This window comes from Paraniabella hibiscisoli, from assembly GCF_022512515.1.
Classification (GTDB): Bacteria; Bacteroidota; Bacteroidia; order Chitinophagales; family Chitinophagaceae; genus Niabella; species Niabella hibiscisoli.
On record NZ_JAKWBK010000001.1, the window covers coordinates 227,223 to 248,146 of the forward strand.

23 protein-coding genes and 2 pseudogenes are annotated in these 20,924 nt (G+C 41.3%); 4 read left to right on the forward strand and 21 right to left on the reverse strand.

Annotated elements, in window-relative coordinates:
- Nucleotides 1–41 precede the first annotated feature (41 nt).
- The 6 genes from MKP07_RS01450 to MKP07_RS01470 form a co-directional block, all read right to left on the reverse strand.
- A complete protein-coding gene (locus MKP07_RS01450; RefSeq protein ID WP_240844673.1) occupies nt 42–929 on the reverse strand; it encodes an SDR family oxidoreductase in 888 nt (295 codons plus the stop codon).
- Between the two features lie 331 nt (nt 930–1,260).
- Complete coding sequence (locus MKP07_RS01455; protein ID WP_008585204.1) at nt 1,261–2,118, reverse strand: sigma-70 family RNA polymerase sigma factor; 858 nt, start codon at nt 2,116–2,118, stop codon at nt 1,261–1,263.
- Between the two features lie 170 nt (nt 2,119–2,288).
- Nucleotides 2,289–2,444, reverse strand: a complete 156-nt coding sequence (locus tag MKP07_RS37470) for a hypothetical protein (protein WP_262919105.1) — start codon at nt 2,442–2,444, stop codon at nt 2,289–2,291.
- Nucleotides 2,445–2,500: 56 nt separating this feature from the next.
- On the reverse strand, nt 2,501–3,574 hold the full coding sequence (locus tag MKP07_RS01460; protein ID WP_262919106.1) for a prolipoprotein diacylglyceryl transferase: 1,074 nt from the start codon (nt 3,572–3,574) through the stop codon (nt 2,501–2,503).
- A gap of 187 nt (nt 3,575–3,761) precedes the next feature.
- A complete protein-coding gene (locus MKP07_RS01465) occupies nt 3,762–3,968 on the reverse strand; it encodes a BrxA/BrxB family bacilliredoxin (protein WP_240844674.1) in 207 nt (68 codons plus the stop codon).
- Nucleotides 3,965–4,177 carry a BrxA/BrxB family bacilliredoxin gene (locus MKP07_RS01470; protein WP_240844675.1) on the reverse strand — a complete coding sequence of 71 codons (213 nt, stop codon included), beginning with the start codon at nt 4,175–4,177 and terminating at the stop codon, nt 3,965–3,967. The genes MKP07_RS01465 and MKP07_RS01470 overlap by 4 nt, the downstream gene beginning before the upstream one ends.
- 203 nt (nt 4,178–4,380) lie before the next feature.
- On the opposite strand from MKP07_RS01470, the gene MKP07_RS37475 reads away from it, so the two are divergent.
- From MKP07_RS37475 to MKP07_RS01485, 4 genes are all read left to right on the forward strand, one after another.
- Nucleotides 4,381–4,776, forward strand: a complete 396-nt coding sequence (locus tag MKP07_RS37475; protein WP_262919107.1) for an Hsp20/alpha crystallin family protein — start codon at nt 4,381–4,383, stop codon at nt 4,774–4,776.
- Nucleotides 4,773–4,937 (forward strand): Hsp20/alpha crystallin family protein, encoded by a 165-nt coding sequence (locus tag MKP07_RS37480; protein ID WP_317235924.1) that lies wholly within the window; start codon nt 4,773–4,775, stop codon nt 4,935–4,937. Before MKP07_RS37475 ends, MKP07_RS37480 begins: the two co-directional genes overlap by 4 nt.
- Before the next feature lie 127 nt (nt 4,938–5,064).
- Nucleotides 5,065–6,165, forward strand: coding sequence for a hypothetical protein (locus tag MKP07_RS01480; RefSeq protein ID WP_240844676.1), 1,101 nt, complete (start codon nt 5,065–5,067; stop codon nt 6,163–6,165).
- Nucleotides 6,162–6,311 (forward strand): hypothetical protein, encoded by a 150-nt coding sequence (locus MKP07_RS01485; RefSeq protein WP_240844677.1) that lies wholly within the window; start codon nt 6,162–6,164, stop codon nt 6,309–6,311. Before MKP07_RS01480 ends, MKP07_RS01485 begins: the two co-directional genes overlap by 4 nt.
- 179 nt (nt 6,312–6,490) lie before the next feature.
- On the opposite strand, the gene MKP07_RS01490 is transcribed toward MKP07_RS01485, so the two are convergent.
- From MKP07_RS01490 to MKP07_RS01560, 15 genes and pseudogenes are all read right to left on the reverse strand, one after another.
- Nucleotides 6,491–6,685 (reverse strand): hypothetical protein, encoded by a 195-nt coding sequence (locus tag MKP07_RS01490; protein ID WP_240844678.1) that lies wholly within the window; start codon nt 6,683–6,685, stop codon nt 6,491–6,493.
- A gap of 287 nt (nt 6,686–6,972) precedes the next feature.
- Nucleotides 6,973–8,375: pseudogene (locus tag MKP07_RS41950) on the reverse strand (MFS transporter).
- A 50-nt stretch (nt 8,376–8,425) separates the two neighbouring features.
- A complete protein-coding gene (locus MKP07_RS01505) occupies nt 8,426–9,088 on the reverse strand; it encodes a beta/alpha barrel domain-containing protein (RefSeq protein ID WP_240844681.1) in 663 nt (220 codons plus the stop codon).
- 115 nt (nt 9,089–9,203) lie between these two features.
- Nucleotides 9,204–9,662, reverse strand: coding sequence for a YhcH/YjgK/YiaL family protein (locus MKP07_RS01510; RefSeq protein WP_240844682.1), 459 nt, complete (start codon nt 9,660–9,662; stop codon nt 9,204–9,206).
- Nucleotides 9,663–9,768: 106 nt separating this feature from the next.
- Complete coding sequence (locus MKP07_RS01515) at nt 9,769–10,794, reverse strand: sugar kinase (RefSeq protein ID WP_240844683.1); 1,026 nt, start codon at nt 10,792–10,794, stop codon at nt 9,769–9,771.
- Between the two features lie 124 nt (nt 10,795–10,918).
- Complete coding sequence (gene kduI, locus MKP07_RS01520) at nt 10,919–11,761, reverse strand: 5-dehydro-4-deoxy-D-glucuronate isomerase (RefSeq protein ID WP_240844684.1); 843 nt, start codon at nt 11,759–11,761, stop codon at nt 10,919–10,921.
- A gap of 133 nt (nt 11,762–11,894) precedes the next feature.
- Nucleotides 11,895–12,668, reverse strand: coding sequence for an SDR family oxidoreductase (locus MKP07_RS01525; protein ID WP_394803610.1), 774 nt, complete (start codon nt 12,666–12,668; stop codon nt 11,895–11,897).
- Nucleotides 12,669–12,698: 30 nt separating this feature from the next.
- Nucleotides 12,699–14,110: pseudogene (gene uxaC, locus MKP07_RS41955) on the reverse strand (glucuronate isomerase).
- 158 nt (nt 14,111–14,268) lie between these two features.
- Nucleotides 14,269–15,258: a UxaA family hydrolase gene (locus MKP07_RS40900; RefSeq protein WP_317235752.1), complete on the reverse strand. Its 990-nt coding sequence runs from the start codon at nt 15,256–15,258 to the stop codon at nt 14,269–14,271.
- Nucleotides 15,243–15,524, reverse strand: coding sequence for a UxaA family hydrolase (locus MKP07_RS40905; protein ID WP_394803524.1), 282 nt, complete (start codon nt 15,522–15,524; stop codon nt 15,243–15,245). Before MKP07_RS40905 ends, MKP07_RS40900 begins: the two co-directional genes overlap by 16 nt.
- Nucleotides 15,485–15,760, reverse strand: coding sequence for a hypothetical protein (locus MKP07_RS40910; RefSeq protein ID WP_317236123.1), 276 nt, complete (start codon nt 15,758–15,760; stop codon nt 15,485–15,487). The genes MKP07_RS40905 and MKP07_RS40910 overlap by 40 nt, the downstream gene beginning before the upstream one ends.
- Before the next feature lie 159 nt (nt 15,761–15,919).
- Entirely contained in the window at nt 15,920–17,407 is a 1,488-nt protein-coding gene (locus MKP07_RS01545; RefSeq protein WP_240844687.1) for a UxaA family hydrolase, read from the reverse strand.
- 58 nt (nt 17,408–17,465) lie between these two features.
- On the reverse strand, nt 17,466–17,711 hold the full coding sequence (locus MKP07_RS01550) for a hypothetical protein (RefSeq protein ID WP_240844688.1): 246 nt from the start codon (nt 17,709–17,711) through the stop codon (nt 17,466–17,468).
- A gap of 107 nt (nt 17,712–17,818) precedes the next feature.
- Nucleotides 17,819–18,904: a tagaturonate reductase gene (locus tag MKP07_RS01555; protein WP_240844689.1), complete on the reverse strand. Its 1,086-nt coding sequence runs from the start codon at nt 18,902–18,904 to the stop codon at nt 17,819–17,821.
- Nucleotides 18,905–18,997: 93 nt separating this feature from the next.
- A complete protein-coding gene (locus tag MKP07_RS01560; protein ID WP_240844690.1) occupies nt 18,998–20,800 on the reverse strand; it encodes a glycoside hydrolase family 88/105 protein in 1,803 nt (600 codons plus the stop codon).
- Between the last annotated feature and the right edge of the window lie 124 nt (nt 20,801–20,924).

Consider the following 20,924-nt stretch of genomic DNA (forward strand, 5'->3'; position numbering starts at 1 on the left):
TCGGCTATATTATCTTTAAGATGATCTGTTCACAATAAGTGCTATCGCAAGGTATCTGTCAACCCCTCGCTAAAGCTTACAGGCTGATACTGCAGCTCACTTATCGCTTTATTAATATCCAACCCGCCCTTCAAAGGCCGCTGAGCCAACTCTTTAAACTCATCCTTTGTCACCGGACTTAGTAAGTGGTCGGAAACATCAAGATAAGCCGCCACTGCCTCCGACATTTCAAACGGGGTTAATATATCTTTACCTGCAATGTTAAACACCCCTCCTGCTTTTTGTTTAATAATAGCAGCAATTCCATTGGCAAGATCGGCTACATAAGTGGGTGTGCGCAATTGATCGCTTACTACATTGAAAGGTTGCCTGTTCTTAATTTTTTCAGCAATCATTGTAATGAAATTTCCCCGGCCATATAAAGGCTTACCATACACGAAGGAAGTGCGAACAATGGCCCAGCCATGCTGATACTCCATTACGGCTTCTTCTGCATCCGTTTTTGTTTTCCCATAGTAACTTACCGGGGAGGGCTTATCCTCCTCCTTGTACATCCCTTTATTGCCATCAAAAATAAAATCCGTTGACAGGTATATAAAGAAGCTTTTATAAGCTTCCGCATTTAATAATAGTTGCACTGTGCCAAACACGTTTGTATCAAAAGCATCCGACTGTTTCAATTCACAATCATCAGGCTTACTCATAGCCCCGCTATGTACCACCATATCAGGCTGGACAAACTCAAAAGCATCATGCAGAGAAAACGGATCGGAGAAATCAACCTGGATAAAGCGATAGTTCTTATTAGTGTTGAAGGAGGACAGGTCTCCTGTGCGGGAAGACGCGTACACTTCATGTCCATCAGCCAATAATTGAGCCACCACATAACTACCCACAAAGCCATTGGCTCCGGTTACAAATACCTTCATATCAATTCGTTAAATCGTAAATAGTAAAATTTTTTTAACAGATTTTATAATGCTAAAATAGAATTCATTTTGTTTCATTGTACAAATTTTTAAACCCTATATAAATACATGATGAAAACAAAACTGATGAGCATGCTGAAGGGGCGCTGGCCGGGCAGGCTTTAGCACCAACAGGCGGAATCATTTAGTGCCAATACAAGCCTCAACAATGGTGTTCTTAGCAACTTGGGCATCGGCTTTAAGATATTCTTCTAACCTACCATTAAAACCCTTACACGAAAAAACTCCGGCTTTGACCGGAGTTTTTAATATCTGTACATTTACAATGATCTTAACCTAAGTAAGACTTCAAGGCACTGCTATATCTTGCTTTTTGCAGGCGTTTAATCGCACGTTCCTTGATCTGGCGAATACGCTCTTTAGTCAAATCATATTTCTGACCAATTTGCTCAATCGTAACGCCATTTTCTCCATCCAGGCCGAAATAAGCATTTACAATCTCAGCCTCACGAGGCGAAAGCGATTTCAATACGCGACGGATCTCATTACGTAAAGAATCTTTCATAACATCATCATCCGTATCCGATCCGCCTTCCAGCAAATCACCCATAGCAACATCTTCAGCTTCGTGTACCGGTGCATCCAGCGATGTATGACGGGTATTACTCTGGAAGATATTATTGATCTCTGTTTCACTCATCTCCAGCAATTCAGACAGTTCTTCGGTAGAAGGCTCTCTTTCATGCTCCTGTTCAAAAGCCATATAGGCTTTATTAGCTTTGTTATAAGTACCAATTTTATTCTGAGGTAAACGAACCAAACGCCCTTGTTCAGCCAAAGCCTGTAAAATACTTTGACGAATCCACCATACGGCATAAGAAATGAACTTAAACCCTTTAGTTTCATCAAAACGTTGTGCCGCTTTAATAAGCCCGAGGTTGCCCTCATTGATAAGGTCACTCAGAGATAAACCCTGGTGCTGGTATTGTTTCGCAACTGAAACTACGAAACGCAGGTTGGCCTGAACGAGCTTGTCTAAAGCGCGTTGGTCACCCATTTTTATTTTTTGAGCAAGAGTAGTCTCTTCCTCTGGTGTGATCATTGAAATTTTAGAGATCTCCTGAAGGTATTTTTCAACCGCCTGTGAATCCCTGTTGGTAATCTGAGTAGCAATTTTGAGCTGACGCATATTTTAATTGAATCTCCTTTTGGTAACTTTAGTGTAGGATTGTACCTAAATATAAATAATAACATGCAAAAGTACGCAGAAATTAGAAGAAAATCAACAGATATTAGCTAACATATTCTAAAATCTGTCAATCCCCCTGTAATTTTTTCGCTTTACTATATTATAACGTATTAAACAGCGGTTGGTTTTGCTTTTTTGTAATTTGTTTGAGCAAATATAATCATGGCAATGCCTCCTAATATGATGGCAAAAGAGATTAACTGTGCCTGCGTCATTTCAATTCCGAGAAAGTGCATTTTTACATTTACACGGATGCGTTCGATCATAAAACGCTCCAGCCCGTTAAATACCAGGTAAATACCAAATAATAATCCGGGTACTTTTATTTTTTACGAAGCATCCATAATACGCCAAATAAAATAAGACATAGAATGATCTCGTATAAAGATGTAGGAAACACAGGAACCGGCAAATGATTACAATATTGAAGATCAGCGCAATTGGCCAACCTTACACCGGTTTCATTAACATTATGAGGAAAATCGTATGCAAAAAACCAATCTGGCAGAAAGCTCAAAAAGCCTGGTTTGGAGAAAAACGTATGATGGGTATCATGACGAGCAAAAAACTCAGCGTTGGCGTTAACAGCAGCTTCGAAATCGCCTTGTACTGCGGGCAAAATACCACCATTAGGCGTTGTTTTAAAAGCAGCATTGTAAATCCCCCAATCGCCATCCCCTGAAACCTGGCAGCCTATTCTACCCAGGCCGTATGCCAGCATCATTACAGGTCCCATCACATCCACAAAATGAATAAACGGGATCTTGTGCTTGCGGGTAAACCACCAAAGAGCGATACCGGCCAGGATCAATCCTCCATAAAAAGTAAGGCCTGAGGCTGAAAAAATAGAAGAAGGATCTTTGATAAAGGAATCCCAGTTCTCAAACGTATCGAATATTTTAGCGCCAACCAGTCCGAATATCAGAGCGATCATCGTGATCTCTCCCACCCTATCGTGGGGCCACACGCGTATTGTTCTGGTTTCGGGCTTTGCAAGCTTTTGCTTATTCTTTTCCCGCCATTTCATGGCAGCGAAAATGACCCCAAGAGCTATTCCAGCAAGCCAGTTTCCTTGTGAGGAAAAGATATAATCCTGGGGATTGATGTTAAGAGAGTTCTTTAAAAACAGAAGTCCTAATATTTTATAACCTAGTATAAAACCCAATATAAAATTAGTAGCCAGCTCACTTACCGATGCAGGATGCCCTACAGTAATTGTTTCTTCCGTTGGCTGAAAAATCCCCTCCTTGCTTTTTCGTCTGAGCTCTTTTGCCAATACCACAGAGCATACTATGAAACCTATAGCTACAAAAAAACCAAAAGAATTTACAAAATGTAAAAACTTCCATTCTACACCAAACCAGTCGCGGAAAACATAATATAAATTAGGATACATGCAGCAGGTAATTTAATTTATTTGCGGCAATATTACGATAAATTAGGTGTAAAAGATGATCAATTAGAAGCAGCCCTAAGGGAAGTTGAGGTTTGACAATACTTTTGACACTACATTTATTATTGAAAAGGGGATGTACTTTATAAAGCACATCCCCTTTCAACTATTATACTTACTACCTACTAACTTAACTGCAATATTCATCAAAAGCGGCCAGCAGATTCTGGGCGATCATTTGTGCAGAGCGACCTTCAATCATGTGCCTTTCTATAAAATGCACCAATTTCCCATCTTTAAACAATGCTATAGACGGAGAAGATGGAGGGTAAGGCAATAAATGTTCACGCACTTGCTTTACTGCATCGAGATCAAAACCAGCAAAACTGGTAGTCAAATGATCAGGTTTTTTTCAGCATTGGCTACCGCCATTAATACGCCTGGCCTTGCTGTACCCGCTGAGCAGCCACATACTGAGTTAATCACTAAAAGATTAGTACCGCCTTCTGCAAGGCTGGCATTTACCTGGTCGGGAGTTTGCAATTCCACAAACCCGTTATCTGTTAATTCCTCTTTCATAGGAACCACTATTTCTGCAGGATACATATCGCTGTTTTAAATTTTGATTAATTACTGATTTATTTAACGCAAAAGTAGATAAAAAGTTTTCCTGAATTAAAGGGGACTTTATATCCCGCCTTCTTTTAAAATTGTCGCCACCCAAATAAACCTCCGCAAATGAGCAGAAGCGCTGATACAGAGGTTAAAACATGTCAAAACACAAGTCCTAATTAACAAAAAGAGACTTTTTGTCGCAATTTACATTCAATAAAAGTCATATTGTCATTAAAAATGCATTGGTTTATAATTTGACTACTTCCCGGTATAACAAATTATTTCAAAAATTAAAATTTAATACAATGACCAACGTAAAATTTAACGGCGTTCCCTTTGAGAGAACTTTTACCAGCTTAGTAGACGACTTCTTTACTGAAATACCAGGATTATTGAAAACGGAAGTGGCTAAACCTAATATAAAAGGACATGCTCCTGTGAATATTACTGAGCACGAAAATGAATACGAGATTGAAGTGGTTGCACCCGGCTATGATAAAAGTGACTTTAAGATAAAAGTAGAGAATAATATTTTGACTATTTCTGCTGAAAAAAGGCGGAAGATCAGAAAGAGTCAGGTAAATCTATAAGAAAGGAATTTCAACTACGGTCTTTTAAAAGAACGTTTACTATTGATAATAAAATAGATAGTGAAAAGATCAATGCCCGTTTTGTTAATGGAATCCTAATAGTAACATTACAACGCAAGGAAGAAGCTAAAGCGGCGTCAAAAGATATAGAAGTACAATAATAAGTTTTTCTCATAAGCAGTTAGTTTTGGTTTAAACCCTTCGTTTCCACGAAGGGTTTTTTATTTTTGTGATCTAAAAAGGAACCAATCCCCGCTTTTCGCCGTCTTATGCGTAAATTTGCGTTTATTGAAAATTCAAGTCCCTGAAATGCGTTATCCTATTCTTATTTTTTTACTATCGCTTTTTTCGGTCACCCACGCCCAGGTGAGGCCCGATAGCATAGTATTAAAGCCGATACACGAGATATCCCAAATTTTTTCTCTCGACACAGCCCTGAGAATTACTAATTTCAGTCCGTTCTTTTCATTACATGTGGATTCCAGTTTAAATTATAGGTTTTCAATAAACAAAGATTCCAGGAAATATTACTGGTATCTTAAAAATGCACCAGCTGGATTTAAAATAGATAAGGACAATGGCACTTTAAGCTTTCGGTCTAATAAGTCACTTTTCTTATCGGGCCGTTTAAAGTATGACAGAGAGTACCCTATTTCTTTCGGAATCCAAAGTCTCTCCAACCCTTCTGATAGACTGGACACTACATTAAACGTAATTTTTTACAGTACTGATGTTGTATATCCAAAAATTAAGCCCTCCGTTGTGAGCCCCGTTACTATAAGTGAAGGTGACCGTCTTAGTTTTAATGTGCTTTGCGAGAATGGCAATTTCCCCATTGAGAAAATATTAATGTCAAGCGATATATCCATCGGCAATTTTAAGCTTCCCAAAACCTGCGATGATAATTTTGAATGGGTTCCCGGCTATGATTTTGTTACGGAGAAAGATGCCAAGGGTGAAAGAATTGTAAACCTGGAATTTATTGGCACTACAAATTTCAATTTTGCTGATACGGCCAGGGTAAGAGTGGTGGTTAAAGACGGATTAAACTATGACATCGCCACCAAAGAGTATAATGATGCATTAAACCTTATGAAAATATGGATACTCAGGTATAAATACACTTTTTATCAACTTGACAAAAAGATCAAAAAAACAAAAGGCTGGCGTTCCGGCTTCGATATTACAACAGCATCTACTACTTTAACAGGCACAGTGCTCGCAACTACGGCAGATAAAGAGGACACTAAAAAGCAAAATACCGGAAAAATTTTGCCGAGCATCGGCGTGGTGGCTATGCCTGTAAAAGAAGCAGCAGCTCCACAAAAACAACTGAGCAAAACCAGGCAACTTTATTGCGTGTTAACATTAAGCGCCTGGATTATATGATGACAGAGACACAGCTATTAGGAGCCCGGGATCCACTGATTAGCACCAAGACAGAAACCCTGAAAAAGAGCTACGCCAAAGCCAGGATCAATTACGGAGGTGCCTACCGAAATGTCGGAACGCTTTTCGGAAAAACAACTGAATGAATACTTTGACAATCCGAGGGTGCAAAAGAAGTATAGGTTCAGGTAAATTTAACCCTAGCAATTTATAAAATAACAAAGAGGCTTTTCTGCAATTTGCAAAAAGCCTCTTTTTATTGGAGCTGGAACTATTGACTTTGGAATTATCGGCTTAGTTGTTAGGCAATAATCAGGTATAAGAATTATTTTCCGGGAAGGCATTTTTGAGCAGCGGACGCCATTATTTCTTTTACTTCGTCAGAACTTACTTTATCTGCATCTTTATACGTATACTTTTTCTCAATTATTTCACCGCTTTCCTTACACATGCAGGTAATAACGGCAGAGTCGGGCTGCTGCCCTCTTTCCTCATAAGTTTTTTTGCAGAAACGATACAATTGCGCATAAATTCCTTTCTCTCGCCCTGCGTCCAGCCCTTCTCGCCTTTTTTATCAGCACCCGAACCACAGGCGCCTAAAAGAACCACTGAGCCGATTAATAAAAAACTTACTTTTTCATCGTATAATTTTGAATGTAAAGAAAACAATAATGATGCAAAAATCCGAGCATCCTTTACGATTCGAACTTCCGGCTTACTATTCGCAGCAGCACCTCCACATCATAGCACTAAAAGCCGCCTCAGATACTGAGACGGCTTCCTGTAATTCGTTCGCTAGTATATACCTTATAAATCGGTAATCGGTGCGTATTTAGGCACCAGAGATTTCATTACGATCCAACCTATTAAATAAGCAATGGCACAAAAACAAAATATAATAAAATAGCCTGCTGGTTTACCTTCAAAACCTAAAAACTCGAGGTTGTTTTCACCAGCGTAAACAAAAAGTTTACCCGCTGTTTTTTGGAGGAACATGGAACCCAAGCCACCAGCCATACCGCCGATACCCGTGATAGTGGCAATTGCTTTTTTAGGAAACATATCTCCTACAGTTGAAAAGATATTGGCTGACCAGGACTGATGCGCAGCACCACCTAACCCTATCATAATAACCGGCAGCCAGGGGGATATAGTTCCCAAAGGCTGAGCTAATAATACCAGCAAAGGCACAAAAGCAAACATCAGCATAGCTTTCATGCGTGCTGCATAAGGATTCTGCCCGGTTTTTTTGATGATAATAGAAGGTAATTTTCCACCATAAATAGACAACATAGTGATTGCATACAAGGTGAAAATGAGCGCTACTCCCAAACCTTCTGAAGTTTTAATACCAAATTGGGTGCTGAGATAAGAGGGTGTCCAGAACAGGAAGAACCACCATACCCCATCTGTCATAAACTTACCAAAAGCAAAAGCCCAGGTTTGCTTATAATTGAAACATTTAAGAAACGAGATCTTTTCTGTTTCAACTGCAGCAGCTACACGCTCTGGTTGCGCTTCATTTTCTCTATCAGAAAGTATATAAGCTAACTCTTCTTTATTCACTTTGGGATGCTCTTCAGGCTTTTTATACATAAATACCCAGAAGCCCATCCATATAAACCCTAATGCACCAATAATGATGAAAGACATTTCCATCCGAATACGGCTGCCAAAGGTGGGATTGAAAGGGGAGCTAACAATGCCCCAACTGATGCACCTGCATTAAAAATACTCGTTGCATAAGCCCGGTCCTTCTTAGGAAAGTACTCAGCAGTGACCTTAATAGCAGCAGGAAAATTACCAGCTTCACCTATTGCAAGCACAATGCGTGCTACTATAAAAGCATACATACTTATCGTAGATATAATTACAGCAGTATCGCCTGTTGCCTGTACTAATTCGGCAGCAGAATGAAGTCCCACGTACTGCTCGGTAATTACGCCGCAAAGCGCATGTAAACAAGCACCTACTGACCAAACACCAATGGCCCATAAAAATCCCTTCTTAGTACCTAACCAGTCAACAAACCGCCCGGCGAAGAGCATCGATACCGCGTAAACGATGGAAAATATAGAAGTGATAGTTCCGTAGTGATCCTCGTTCCAGTGGAACTCGGGTTTGATAAATTCATCCCACGTAAGAGATAATACTGCCTGTCGAGATAGTTGATGGTAGTAGCTACAAAAAGTAGTATGACCATCGTCCATCTGTAATTGGTCATTTTTCCATTTCCATTGGCTTGCTGCATGTCGTTAGTTTATTTTTTGATTGATTGAATAGTGGCAAAAACTTCTTTAGTAGCGCTTTCAATGGTTGCGTAATCTTTATTAGCCATCAGCTCTTTGCTGATCAATTTACTGCCCATACCTACCGCGCTTACTCCAGCTTTAAACCAGCTTTCAATGTTTTCTTTTGTAGTATCTACCCCACCTGTTGGCATAAAGATCAAATTGGGAAACACCGGCTTAATCGCCGATAAATATTTTGGCCCTAATGTGTCACCCGGAAATAATTTGATAAACCTTACACCTGCGGTTTCTGCTGCGATGATCTCTGTGGGAGTCATACAACCAGGAGCATATAATACATCATTGGCAACTGCATATGCTGCAATCTCGGCTACATAACCCGGACTTACTAAAAAGTCAGCGCCAACAGCCAGGTACTCTTTTACCTGCGTCAGGTTTTTAACGGTTCCAATACCTAACAAAAGACCCGGCATTTCTGCATTACGTACTTTTACCATTTTGGCAAAATTGTTTAAAGCAGCTTCACCGCGGCTGGTATATTCAATTGCTTTAACGCCTGCTTTATATACAGCACGTAAAATTTCCACGCTTACTGTTTCGTCTGCATTAAAATATAGAGGCAGCATGCCTTGCTCTACTATTGCATCAATTGCCTGTTGTGTTGTAGCCATTTAAATTTAAGATTTGAGGCCTGTCTGCCGACAGGCAGGTTTAAGGGTTGAAATAAATTCAAGACTTAAACAGTTATTGTTATTGTTTTTTAATGGACCTGTCAACCTATCCCACCTAGATCTTCACCTTGATCACCATTTTTTTAATACTCCCCTCGCCTACACCGATCATAGGTGCGTGCACATCTTCAGGAAAAAGAATCACAAACTGGCTATCAGTCAGGTTAAAATACATATCTGGCTTCTCATCCCAGAACTGTACATCTTTTGCATCGTTATACCCACCTTTGTCGGTGTCACATTTTTCTATAGGTTTCCAACCTATTTCTTCAACGCCGCTGATGCATACCTGGATATCGATATGCTTGCGATGACATTCAAATTTCTCCAAAGCTTCTTCGCGGCTTTTACCTTCTTTATCAGACACAATGGCTTTCAACTCATCGCCTTGTATTTCATATGTGCCCGGTTCTATTGTTGCTAAGTCAGTGGCAGCAATATATTCAAATGCTTTGGCAAACAGCGGATGAACACTGTTATACTTCTGTGCGTTCTGTAAGGAATCAATAATCATAGTGATATGTTTGAAGTACGAGATACTATATCAGATGTAAGATGTGAAATGTACGAGGAAATTTACTCCGCTCGTACATCCTACATCTTATATCGTACATTATTAATTAACGTTGTACCCTTCCGCTGGCGTCGCCTTTCATCAGTGTTTTTACATCACTTAATGTAGCGTGGTTTAAATCGCCGGGAATAGTGTGTTTTAATGCTGAAGCAGCAACACCAAACTCCGCTGAATCAGCCATGCTCATACCGGTAACCAGACCATAAATCAATCCACTCGCAAAGCTATCACCACTACCTACACGGTCTACAATACGCACATCATACTTGCGTGTATGATAGAACTCGTTACCATCACTTACCAACGCGCTCCAGCCATTGTCGCTGGCGCTATAGCTTTCGCGTAAAGATGATGCAATGTATTTGAAGCCAAATTTTTCTTTCATTTGGCGAATCACGTCTTTATATCCATCCAGGTTTAACTCACCTTTTGTGATATCACTGTGAGCCGCTTTAAAGCCTAAGGTTGTTTCTGCGTCTTCTTCGTTACCGATACACACATCTACATATTTGCACAATTCGGTCATTACTGATTGTGCTTTTTCTTTGCTCCACAATTTTTTGCGGTAGTTTAAATCGATAGAAGTAGTAATGCCTCTTTCTTTTGCCGCTTTCAAAGCTGCTTCAGTAAGCGCTGCAGCTTTATCGCTTAATGCAGGTGTGATACCTGTGGTGTGGAACCAGTCTGCACCTTCAAAAATAGCATCCCAGTTAAACTCGCTTGCATCCACATCGGCAATTGATGCACCTGCACGGTCATAGATCACCTGCGAAGCACGCATAGAAGCACCTGTTTCTAAAAAGTAAATACCCAGTCTTTCACCACCTAAAGCCACATGTTGCGTATCAACGCCATAACGACGCAAATGGTTAATAGCAGATTGTCCTATAGCATTATCGGGCACTTTCGAAACAAAAACACCATTTAAACCATAGTTAGATAAAGCTACCGCTACGTTGGCTTCGCCGCCACCATAGGTAACATCAAATGAATCTGACTGAACAAAACGTTGAAAGCCTGGTGTGGAAAGGCGCAACATTATTTCTCCGAGTGTAACTACTTTTTTTGACATGACTTCTTATTGAAAAATTGAGTATTGAAATTGTTTTAGTTTACTGATAACCATTGCACCACTGTACAAATGAGAGTCTGAAGAATTTCTTCTCGCTGCCTTATGCAACAAGCTGGCATCTTCATTATTTTACGCTATGTACAGGCGCCGGATCCATATCGCTGTATACCAGGTTTTCGCCCGCCATACCCCATATAAAACCGTAGTTGGCGGTACCACAGCCAAAGTGTGTGCTCCATGGTGGAGAGATCACCGCTTCGTTATTGGCCATCACCAGGTGACGAGACTCTGCCGGATTGCCCATAAAATGGAACAGGCGTTGTTCTGCCGGTAAATCAAAATAGAAATAGGCCTCCATGCGGCGTGTGTGTGTATGCGGCGGTACCGAATTCCATACACTACCCGGAGCCAGAATGGTTAAGCCCATTACCAATTGGCAACTTTGAAGACCTTCGAGGTGAATGTATTTATAAACGGTTCTTTTATTGGATGTTTCAGCTGCACCTAAATCTACCGGAGAAGCCTGTTCTTTCGTAAACACTGCGTTAGGATATGTAGCATGTGCAGGAGCCGACAAGATGTAAAAAATAGCCGGAGCCTTTTTGCTTGCCGAAGAGAAGCTTACTTTTTTAGTCCCTTTACCCAGGTACAGGCAGGAAAGTTTTTCTAATTCAAATTTTTGGCCGTCGGCTGTTACCGTTCCTTTACCACCAACATTGATGATGCCCATTTCACGACGCTCCAGGAAATACTCAGCACGTAACTCCGGATGATTACCCAATGTTAATGCTTTGGTTGCAGGAACAGCGCCACCGATAATAACGCGGTCGTAATGAGAATAAACCAGTTTTATGGTATCGGCTACCATCAGGTCTTTTACCAGGAAATTGTCGATCAGCTTCTGGGTGTCCATCGTCTTGGCCTCCTCAGGACCCACCGCAAAACGGATTTCCATATCTCCATCCACGAAAGTGTTGGTTTTATAATCTTTGAATGCAGGTGCTGCACTTATCTTTTTGCCATTAGTTCTTTTTTTATGTACGTATCTGACTTATACATCCCTATAACATATCGGGACAGCCTGATATTGTTTTTAATAATTAGCGCCCCATCCAGCCGCCATCTACAACAAGAATTTCCCCGTTTACATAGTTGCTCGCCTGCGATGCGAGGAAAATTGCGGGCCCAGCAAAATCTTCAGGAGTTCCCCACCTGCCAGCCGGGATACGGCTCAATATAGATTGGCTACGATCGGGATCGTCGCGCAATGCCTGTGTATTATCGGTAGCAATATAACCCGGAGCAATACCGTTTACATTTACACCTTTTGAAGCCCACTCGTTAGACATGGCTTTGATAACACTGGCCAATGCACCCTTGCTGGCAGCATAGCCCGGCACCGTAATACCGCCCTGGAAAGTAAGTAATGAACAGGTAAATATGACCTTACCACCTCCCTGCTCAATCATTTGACGGCCGAACTCGCGGGCCAGAATAAATGGTGTGTCAAGGTTAATTGCTAACACACTATCCCACCATTCATCCGGATGCTCTGCAACCGGTTTGCGCATAATAGTTCCGGCATTGTTAATCAATATATCGATGCGCTCGTTTTCGCTTTGCACATTTTTGATAAAAGCATATACACTATCCCTGTCGGATGCGTCCAGCTTATAAAATTTAAAGCTACGTCCCAGCGCCGTAACCTGCTTTTCTATTTCAGAACCAGCTTCAACTGTTCTGGAGGCTACGATTATATCAGCACCGGCCTGTGCAAGCCCAAGGGCCATACCGGCACCAATGCCTTTATTGCCACCTGTTACCAATGCTGTTTTGCCGGATAAATCGAAAAATTCAAGCTCATTATTTATTATTTAGAAGCGGATGCTAGTCCGCCGAAGCTACTATTTTAATTGTAAGTTGAAGTATTTGTTGGCATTATTAAAGCAGATATCCTGGATTACCTGGCCTACCCATTCGATATTCGCAGGCAGCTCTCCATTCTCTATATCGTTACCAAACAGATTGCACAATATTCTCCTGAAATACTCATGCCTGGGGAAAGACAGGAAGCTTCTTGAATCTGTTAACATTCCAACAAACTTACTCAGCAAACCCATATTGGATAAGGCATTCATTTGTCTAATCATGCCATCTTTCTGATCGAGGAACCACCAACCCGATCCCCATTGGATCTTACCGGGAGCAGAACCATCATTGAAATTCCCGATCATGGTTGCCATCAACTCATTGTCTGCAGGATTCAGGTTATACAGAATAGTTTTTGTGAGTTTATCTCTGTCGATCAAACCACCCAGGAATTTTGAAATAGCGCGTGCCTGAGGAAAGTCACCGATAGAATCCCACCCGGTGTCGGGTCCTAGCTCACGCATTGCTTTTAAATTATTGTTGCGGATGGCGCCCAGGTGAAACTGCTGAACCCAGCCCTTTTCATGATCCCACTCTGCAAAATATACCAGCATAGCCGAACGGAATTTGTTTTGTTCCTCTATGCTCAGTTCATCGCCGCTGTATACCTTATCGAAGATCTCATGTATTTCATGTTCTGTGTAATCTTCAGCATATATCTGCTCCAATCCATGATCGGAAACAGAACAACCCATGGTTGCAAAAAGTCGTGACGCTTTTTCAATGCATCCAGGAAATCTTTAAAAAAGACAATATGTACGTTAGATGCGGCTTCCAGTTTTTTCGCATAGGCGATGAAATTAGCAGCGTTGCTGACGTTCATTGCATTGTCGGGCCTCCAGGCCGGAATGATCGGAATTTCGAAGCCGTCGTCTTTTACTTTCTGATGATGCTCTAATGAATCAACGGGATCGTCGGTGGTACAAACTGTTTTAACATTCATCTTGCGTAAAAGATTTCTTACGCTGTATTCGGGTGTTTGCAACTTAGCGGTACACTCATCATATATTTTGCGTGCTGTTGTAGCATCCAATACATCATGCACATCAAAATAGCGTTGCAGCTCCAGGTGTGTCCAATGATATAATGGATTACGCATGGTGTAGGGCACTGTTTCGGCCCACTTTTCAAATTTTTCGTAATCGCTTTTATTACCGGTGCAGTAAGCTTCATCTACCCCATTGGTACGCATAGCGCGCCATTTATAATGATCACCGTACAACCATATTTGTGTAAGGTTCTCAAATTGCTTATCGTTCGCTATCTGATCCGGAGGAAGATGGCAGTGATAATCGATAATCGGCATTTGTTTCGCATACTCATGATAGAGCGTTTGTGCCGTTTTAGTTTCCAGTAAAAAATTCTCGTCTAAAAATTGTTTTGCCATATCGCCTTTGTCAAATTTTTTGATTTTACGAATACGCGGAAATATTTTAATTAATTGTATCGTTTGAAAATATCGCGAAACGTGAAAAATAATTAGAAAATCTTGATTACTTTAAACGATTCTACATATATTAATATTCAAACGTTTGAATTAAAAAACTACAAACTCACACCGCGCTTCCATGGAATAAAATCGTCCTGGTTTAGTAATACTGCTTTGGGGATCACCTCACCACTTGCAGCTTTGATGCAATATTCCAGGATATCTTCACCCATTTCTTCAATTGTCTTTTCTCCCTCCACTACTGGTCCGCAATTGATATCAATAATATCGTTCATTCTTTTAGTCAGTACATTATTGGTTGATACCTTAATGGTAGGACAAACAGGGTTACCTGTTGGCGTACCCAAACCTGTAGTGAACAATATCAAGGTGGCTCCGGATGCTGCTTTACCCGTAGTGGCTTCCACGTCATTACCTGGTGTACAAACCAGGCTCAGACCCGGTTTCGTAGCCGGCTCGGTATAATCTAAAACATCGACTACCGGTGAAGTACCTCCCTTTTTTGCCGCACCTGTACTTTTAATCGCATCGGTAATTAAACCGTCTTTTATGTTACCTGGTGAGGGGTTCATATAAAAACCAGACCCCACCGCTTCTGCCTGGCTATTATAAGTAGTCATCAGGTGAATGAACTTCTTCGCTTTATCTTCATCAATCGTTCTGTCGATCAGCTGTTGTTCGGCTCCGCATAATTCTGGAAACTCTGCTAATAAAACTTTACCGCCTATGGCAGCCAACAAATCGCTGGTATAACCTACCGAAGGATTGGCACTAATACCACTGAAACCATCACTGCCACCACATTTTACACCCAGCACCAACTTAGTTAAGGGCGCTGGTTGACGCTCGATTTTATTGGCTTCAATCAGTCCTTTAAATGTATCTTTAATAGCGTCGCTGATCAATTGTTCTTCACTTTGCGATTGTTGCTGTTCGTAAACTAACAGCGGCTTATCAAAATTGGGGTTGCGTAATTTGATTTCTTCCAGTAATTGCTTTGTCTGCAGGTTTTGACAACCCAGACTTAATATCGTAACACCTGCTACGTTAGGATGATCGGCATAAGCAGCTAACAACCGGCCCAAAACACCGCATCCTGACGGGTACCGCCACAACCACCCTGGTGATTCAGAAATTTGATACCATCTATATTTTTAAAAACCCTGTCGTTGGGTGTTGTTTGCGCAGCTGGTGCCAGGTTGAGCGAAGCAATATCTTCACCATGCTGGTAGGCTTCTACCAAATGATGCGCATACCTTTTATATTTATCTGTTACAGCATAGCCCAGTTCATTATGAAGCGCTTCACGGATCACGTCCAGGTTACGGTTTTCACAAAATACAGTAGGCATAAACAGCCAATAATTAGCCGTTCCAACTCTCCCATCTTTACGGTGATAACCATTAAAGGTCCTGCCTTCAAATTTTGAAACATCCGGGGAGTCCATTTGTAATGGTAGGGACGATACTCAAAAGGATCCGCGGCATGCCTGGTATTCTCGGTATTCATTACGCCGCCTCGTGGAATAAAATTTTGCGCCTTCCCCACTAATACGCCATACATGATGATCTCGTCCCCCGCCTGCATATCATTCGTAAAAACTTATGCTTCGCATTCACATCATCCTGCAGCACAAAATCTTCACCTTTGTATTGAACGGTTTGCCCTTTTTCAGATCTTTAAGAGCAACTATTACATTATCGTTTGGGTGTACCTTTAAAACTAATTCAGCCATGGCAATATTTTTTACAATGTTACGCCCATTTTGAATATCGCGATTTCTTTAAATCCAGTTAGCTCATGTTTTAACTGTTTGCCGCTGGCTACTTCTACTATAAAATCTGCAAATTCCTGCGTCACTTCGTCTTTATCCCGTCCTTCCAGTAACACACCTGCGTTAAAATCGATCCAGTTTTTCTTAAAATCGAATAAGCGGGTATTGGTTGAGATCTTCATGGTTGGGACAAAGCTGCCAAATGGCGTACCACGGCCTGTCGTAAATAATACGATCTGGCATCCCGATAAAGCCAGGGCTGTTGATGCTACCAGATCATTACCCGGAGCATTTAGCAGGTTTAATCCCTTTACTTTTACAGGTTCCGCATAGTCCAGTACCGCTACCACTTCAGAGTTACCACCTTTTTGTGTGCACCCTAAAGATTTATCTTCTAAAGTACTGATCCCGCCTTTTTTATTACCGGGTGACGGATTTTCGTAAATCGGTTGATCGTGTTTACGGAAGTATGTCTTAAAGTTATTGATCAATGCTACCGTATCATCAAATACCTGCTCGGTAGTACAGCGGTTCATTAATATCGTTTCCGCACCAAACATTTCAGGCACTTCGGTAAGAATAGAAGTTCCACCTTGCCCGATTAACCAATCAGAAAAACGCCCTACCAGAGGATTCGCCGTAATTCCGCTAAAACCATCACTGCCGCCACATTTCAAGCCTACTTTTAAAAGAGACAATGGCAGCTCTTCACGTTTGTCGGCCCTCATCTTTTCTACCAATTCGCTCATCATTTCAAAGCCGGCTTCTACTTCATCGGCTACATCCTGCGAAATCACAAACTTTACACGGTCTTCATCAAAAGTGCCCATGGCCACTCTGAGTTCATTCTGCTGGTTATTCTCGCAACCGAGGCTCATAACCAACACTCCACCCGCATTAGGATGTTTAGCCAGCGCAACCAATGCATTCTTGGTATTCTCATGATCATCTCCCAACTGAGAGCAACCATAGTTGTGAGAAAACACACGGATATCATCGATATGACTTACATCCAGCTCGTTTTTAATACGATTGATGATGGCCTGCGCCTGCCCGTTTACGCAACCTACTGTAGGTACGATCCACAGCTCGTTCCTGATCCCCGCCTCGCCGTTATAACGCCTGTAACCTTTAAACGTAAGATTACTTTGCGGGATATCGAGCTTACCACCTACCGGGTTATACTGATACTCCAGATTGTCGTGTAAATTGGTTTTTACATTATGTGTATGCACATGTTCGCCCACTGCTATGTCATTTAAGGCATGGCCAATAGGATAACCGTACTTGATGATGTCTTCCCCTTCAGCGATCGGCCTGATCGCAAATTTATGGCCTGTTTCGATTGCATTCTTTGCAATTATGGCCTCGCCGTTTACTGTTAACAAATCCCCTTCTGCAATAGCATCAATAGCTACGCAAACATTATCATTGGGGTGTATTTGCAGATATTTTTCCATTTCCGAATGTTTCCTTTTATTTGATTGTTTTCCGAGAGATCAACCTATGGTTGATGATTTATTGTAACAGTTCTGTTACCGCAGCTTTCATTCCTTTACTTAAAATTGCTTCTACTGCAACTGCCACTTCATCAGCAAAACCCGGCAGGTCTTTTAATGGAGCAGTCCATATTTTACCATTATTGATGATACCATTTACCCACCCTTTGATATCTTCTTTATTAAAGGTGGATTGTATAAACTGAACAAACTCAGGTGTATCATTTGGCGTGAAGCTTACTTCAGACTGACCACTGTATAACACCAATAATGCCGCCAGGGAAAAAGTAGTCAGCTTAGCTTGTTTGCCTAATTTATTGTAATTATCCGCTACTGTTGGGAAATCGCGGGTTTCCCATTTGGACAGTGAGTTTAAAAGATATCTTTCAGATAATGCTTCAGATAAGGATTATAGAAACGCTCCAGGATCTTTGCTGCGAAAGCTTTCAACTCTGCAGGATCCTCGCCAATGCCTGGTAACACTTCTTCAGCTACCATACGGTTAATGAATTGTTCCACCTCTGGTGTGTTAAAAGCATCCATCACTGTCTCACAACCCAATTGTAAAGCAACAGGTACCATTGCAGTATGTGCACCATTCAATACCCTAACCTTCTTCGCTCTGAACGGGCGGATATCATCCATGAACAATACGTTCAAACCGGCTTTATCTAATGGCAGTTTTTCTTTAATGCTGCTATCACCGCCAATGGCCCATACGTGAAAGTATTCACCTTTCACCACCAGGTTGTCCTCAAAACCAATCTCTGCTTGTATATCGCCAATGGTTTCTTTTGGGAAGCCCGGTACAATACGATCAACCAATGTGTCGTAAAAATGATTGGCTGTTTTTACCCAGCTGATAAAGTCATCGCCCAGGTTGTTGGCTTGCGCATGCTTGATAACAAACTCTCTTAAAGTAGAGCCATTATCTTCAATCAGCTCGCAGCAAACAATTTGTAAGCCTTTTGCTGCATCTCCATTAAATTTTTGAAAACGCTTGTGTAACAAAGCGGTCATTTTTGCAGGGAAAGACTTGGGCGGCTCCGCATTCAGGTCATCGCCTTCTTCATAGCGGATACCCGCTTCCGTAGTATTTGAAAAAATGAGCTCCAATCCTTCATTTAAAAATAACTCTTCGTATTTTTTATACTCCGTGTAAGGATTAATAATATCTGTGATGGATTTGATCAAGGCTACTTCCTTTACGGGTTGCTTATCCTTGATCCCTTCTAGATATACATGGTATAAGTTATCCTGCTTTTCGAAAATCTGCTTTACCACTTCGCCTCCGCCAATAGGCTGAACCAGTGCAATTCCATGATTCATGATACCGTCGTTATTGGCTTTATCAATCATCCAGTCTACAAATGCTCTAAGGAAATTTCCTTCGCCGAATTGCATAATCTTAACCGGGTATACCGGCTTTTCCACAGTGGTTTTATTTAACGGTTTCATCTATTTGTCTTTTATTATTTTGAATGGTCTGATGTTATTCAGATTTTTAGATATTAGTATTGAGATGTTCGTACTTAGACAAGGGTAATTGTATTACTTACCGTTTTTCAACAACCATTTAACGAGATCGCTGGCTGCATTAAAGTTTTCGTACTTAGCAGGCAATTTTCTGCCATCCACATATTCATTATAAATCCATGGATCGCCCAATACAAACACTTTCCCCTTACCTAGCTGGGCAACTGCCATTACATCAAAATCTTTTGTTTTAACGATTGCTTTTGCCGGGCTTTTAACTGTTAGCGAGCTAATCTCTTTTATATACAAAGACCGGCCGGCCTTGAATATAGGATTACCCGCCTCTGTTTTTACTTCTCCCTGCTCATAATTGCTTCCCTTTACCATCAGCTGATCATCTCCATTAAAACGTACGCCAAATTTTTCTGCCAATAGGTTGATATGCACCTGCTCCGCATTCACCGAATTATTACCCAACAAAACCAACACACCGCCAGCTTTTACCCAATTAGCAATTGTGGTAGCATACGCTTCGGTCATGTAATTAGGCTTAGCCGTTTCTTTCTCTGTATCTGCATCTACAATAATATATACTGAGGCTTTGGAAAGAATAGACGTTGTAGGTGCATCTTTTAATGTATGCAGTTTTGCACCATACTGTTCAAATAGATTTCCTAAGAATTGGTACCCGTTATTATCGCGTTCGTCCCAAACATAATGAAAAGGAATTTGTACGCCTGATGGACCTTTTTGCCATTCGTTGTTAAAGAAATTATCTAATACCACAGCCTTGCCTTTCCCGGTTGCCAATTTGGGCAGCATCTCTATTTCGTTAGCTGCCATGATGAATGCTCCCATACCTTTAGGATCATTCTTAATTACCTTTTCACGCATATAGTAATCAAAGCTACCATCACGATAAGGTTTGCCACCCAACCCGGAAACAGAAACCGTTCCTTCGAGGTTAGTAAAGCCGTCTTTATCTTTTGTCAACTGAAGTTTCGTTAATCCATCAAAAGCTCTTTTGGCATTAGCTGCATAGCTGGATGCTATATAGCCTTTTCGCGCACCTTTAGCTAATGTGTAGGTAAGCATAGCCGTTGCCGAAGACTCCAGGTAATTAGGTTTGCGGTTGGGCAGGTCTACAATATCGTACCACATACCCGATTTGGCATCCTGTACTTTTACTACTGCAGCAGCAAAGCGCTTTAATATATCAATGATCTGTTGGCGGCCCGGATGATCCTGAGGAAAATAATCCAGCGCATCTACCATTGCCACACCATACCAACCTAAAGCACGTGCCCAGAAATGAGGCGACTTCCCTGTTTTTTTATCTGCCCACTGTTGTTCTCTTGCTTCATCATACCCATGATATAATAAGCCCGTTTTAGGATCGCGGCTATTTTTTTCCATCAGCACAAACTGTTTCGCCACATCATTAAAAACAGTATCCTCTCCAAACACCTGTGCATATTCTGCATAAAAAGGCTGTCCCATATAAAGACCGTCCAGCCACATTTGCCACGGGTAAATCTGCTTATGCCAAAACCCACCTTCTTTGGTTCTCGGATGCGCTAATAATTGCTTGCGTAATAGCTGAGCTGCTTTTTTGTATTTCTCTTTCCCTGTTACCCGGTAAATGGTCAGCAACACCTTTCCATTATTCAAGTGATCAATATTATAATGATCCTGGTCGTAATCTTTGATCGTGCCGTCTTCACGCACAAAATGATCCATGCTATGCTCAATATAATTAAACCATTTACCATCGCCGGTGGCTTGCCAAATACCTTCTATACCTTTTAATATAACCCCCTGATCATAACTCCACCTCGCCGCGCGTCCTGGCGTCACACTAAAAGAGTCTGGCCACATGTGCATGGCAGTTAATGCCACGCTGTGAATAAGGAATCTCCTGCGCCTGTGCCTGCAGGGATAAAAAGCTAACTAAGAGGTATAATATTTTCTTCATCATTTTTTCGAACCGGTTTTGATATGA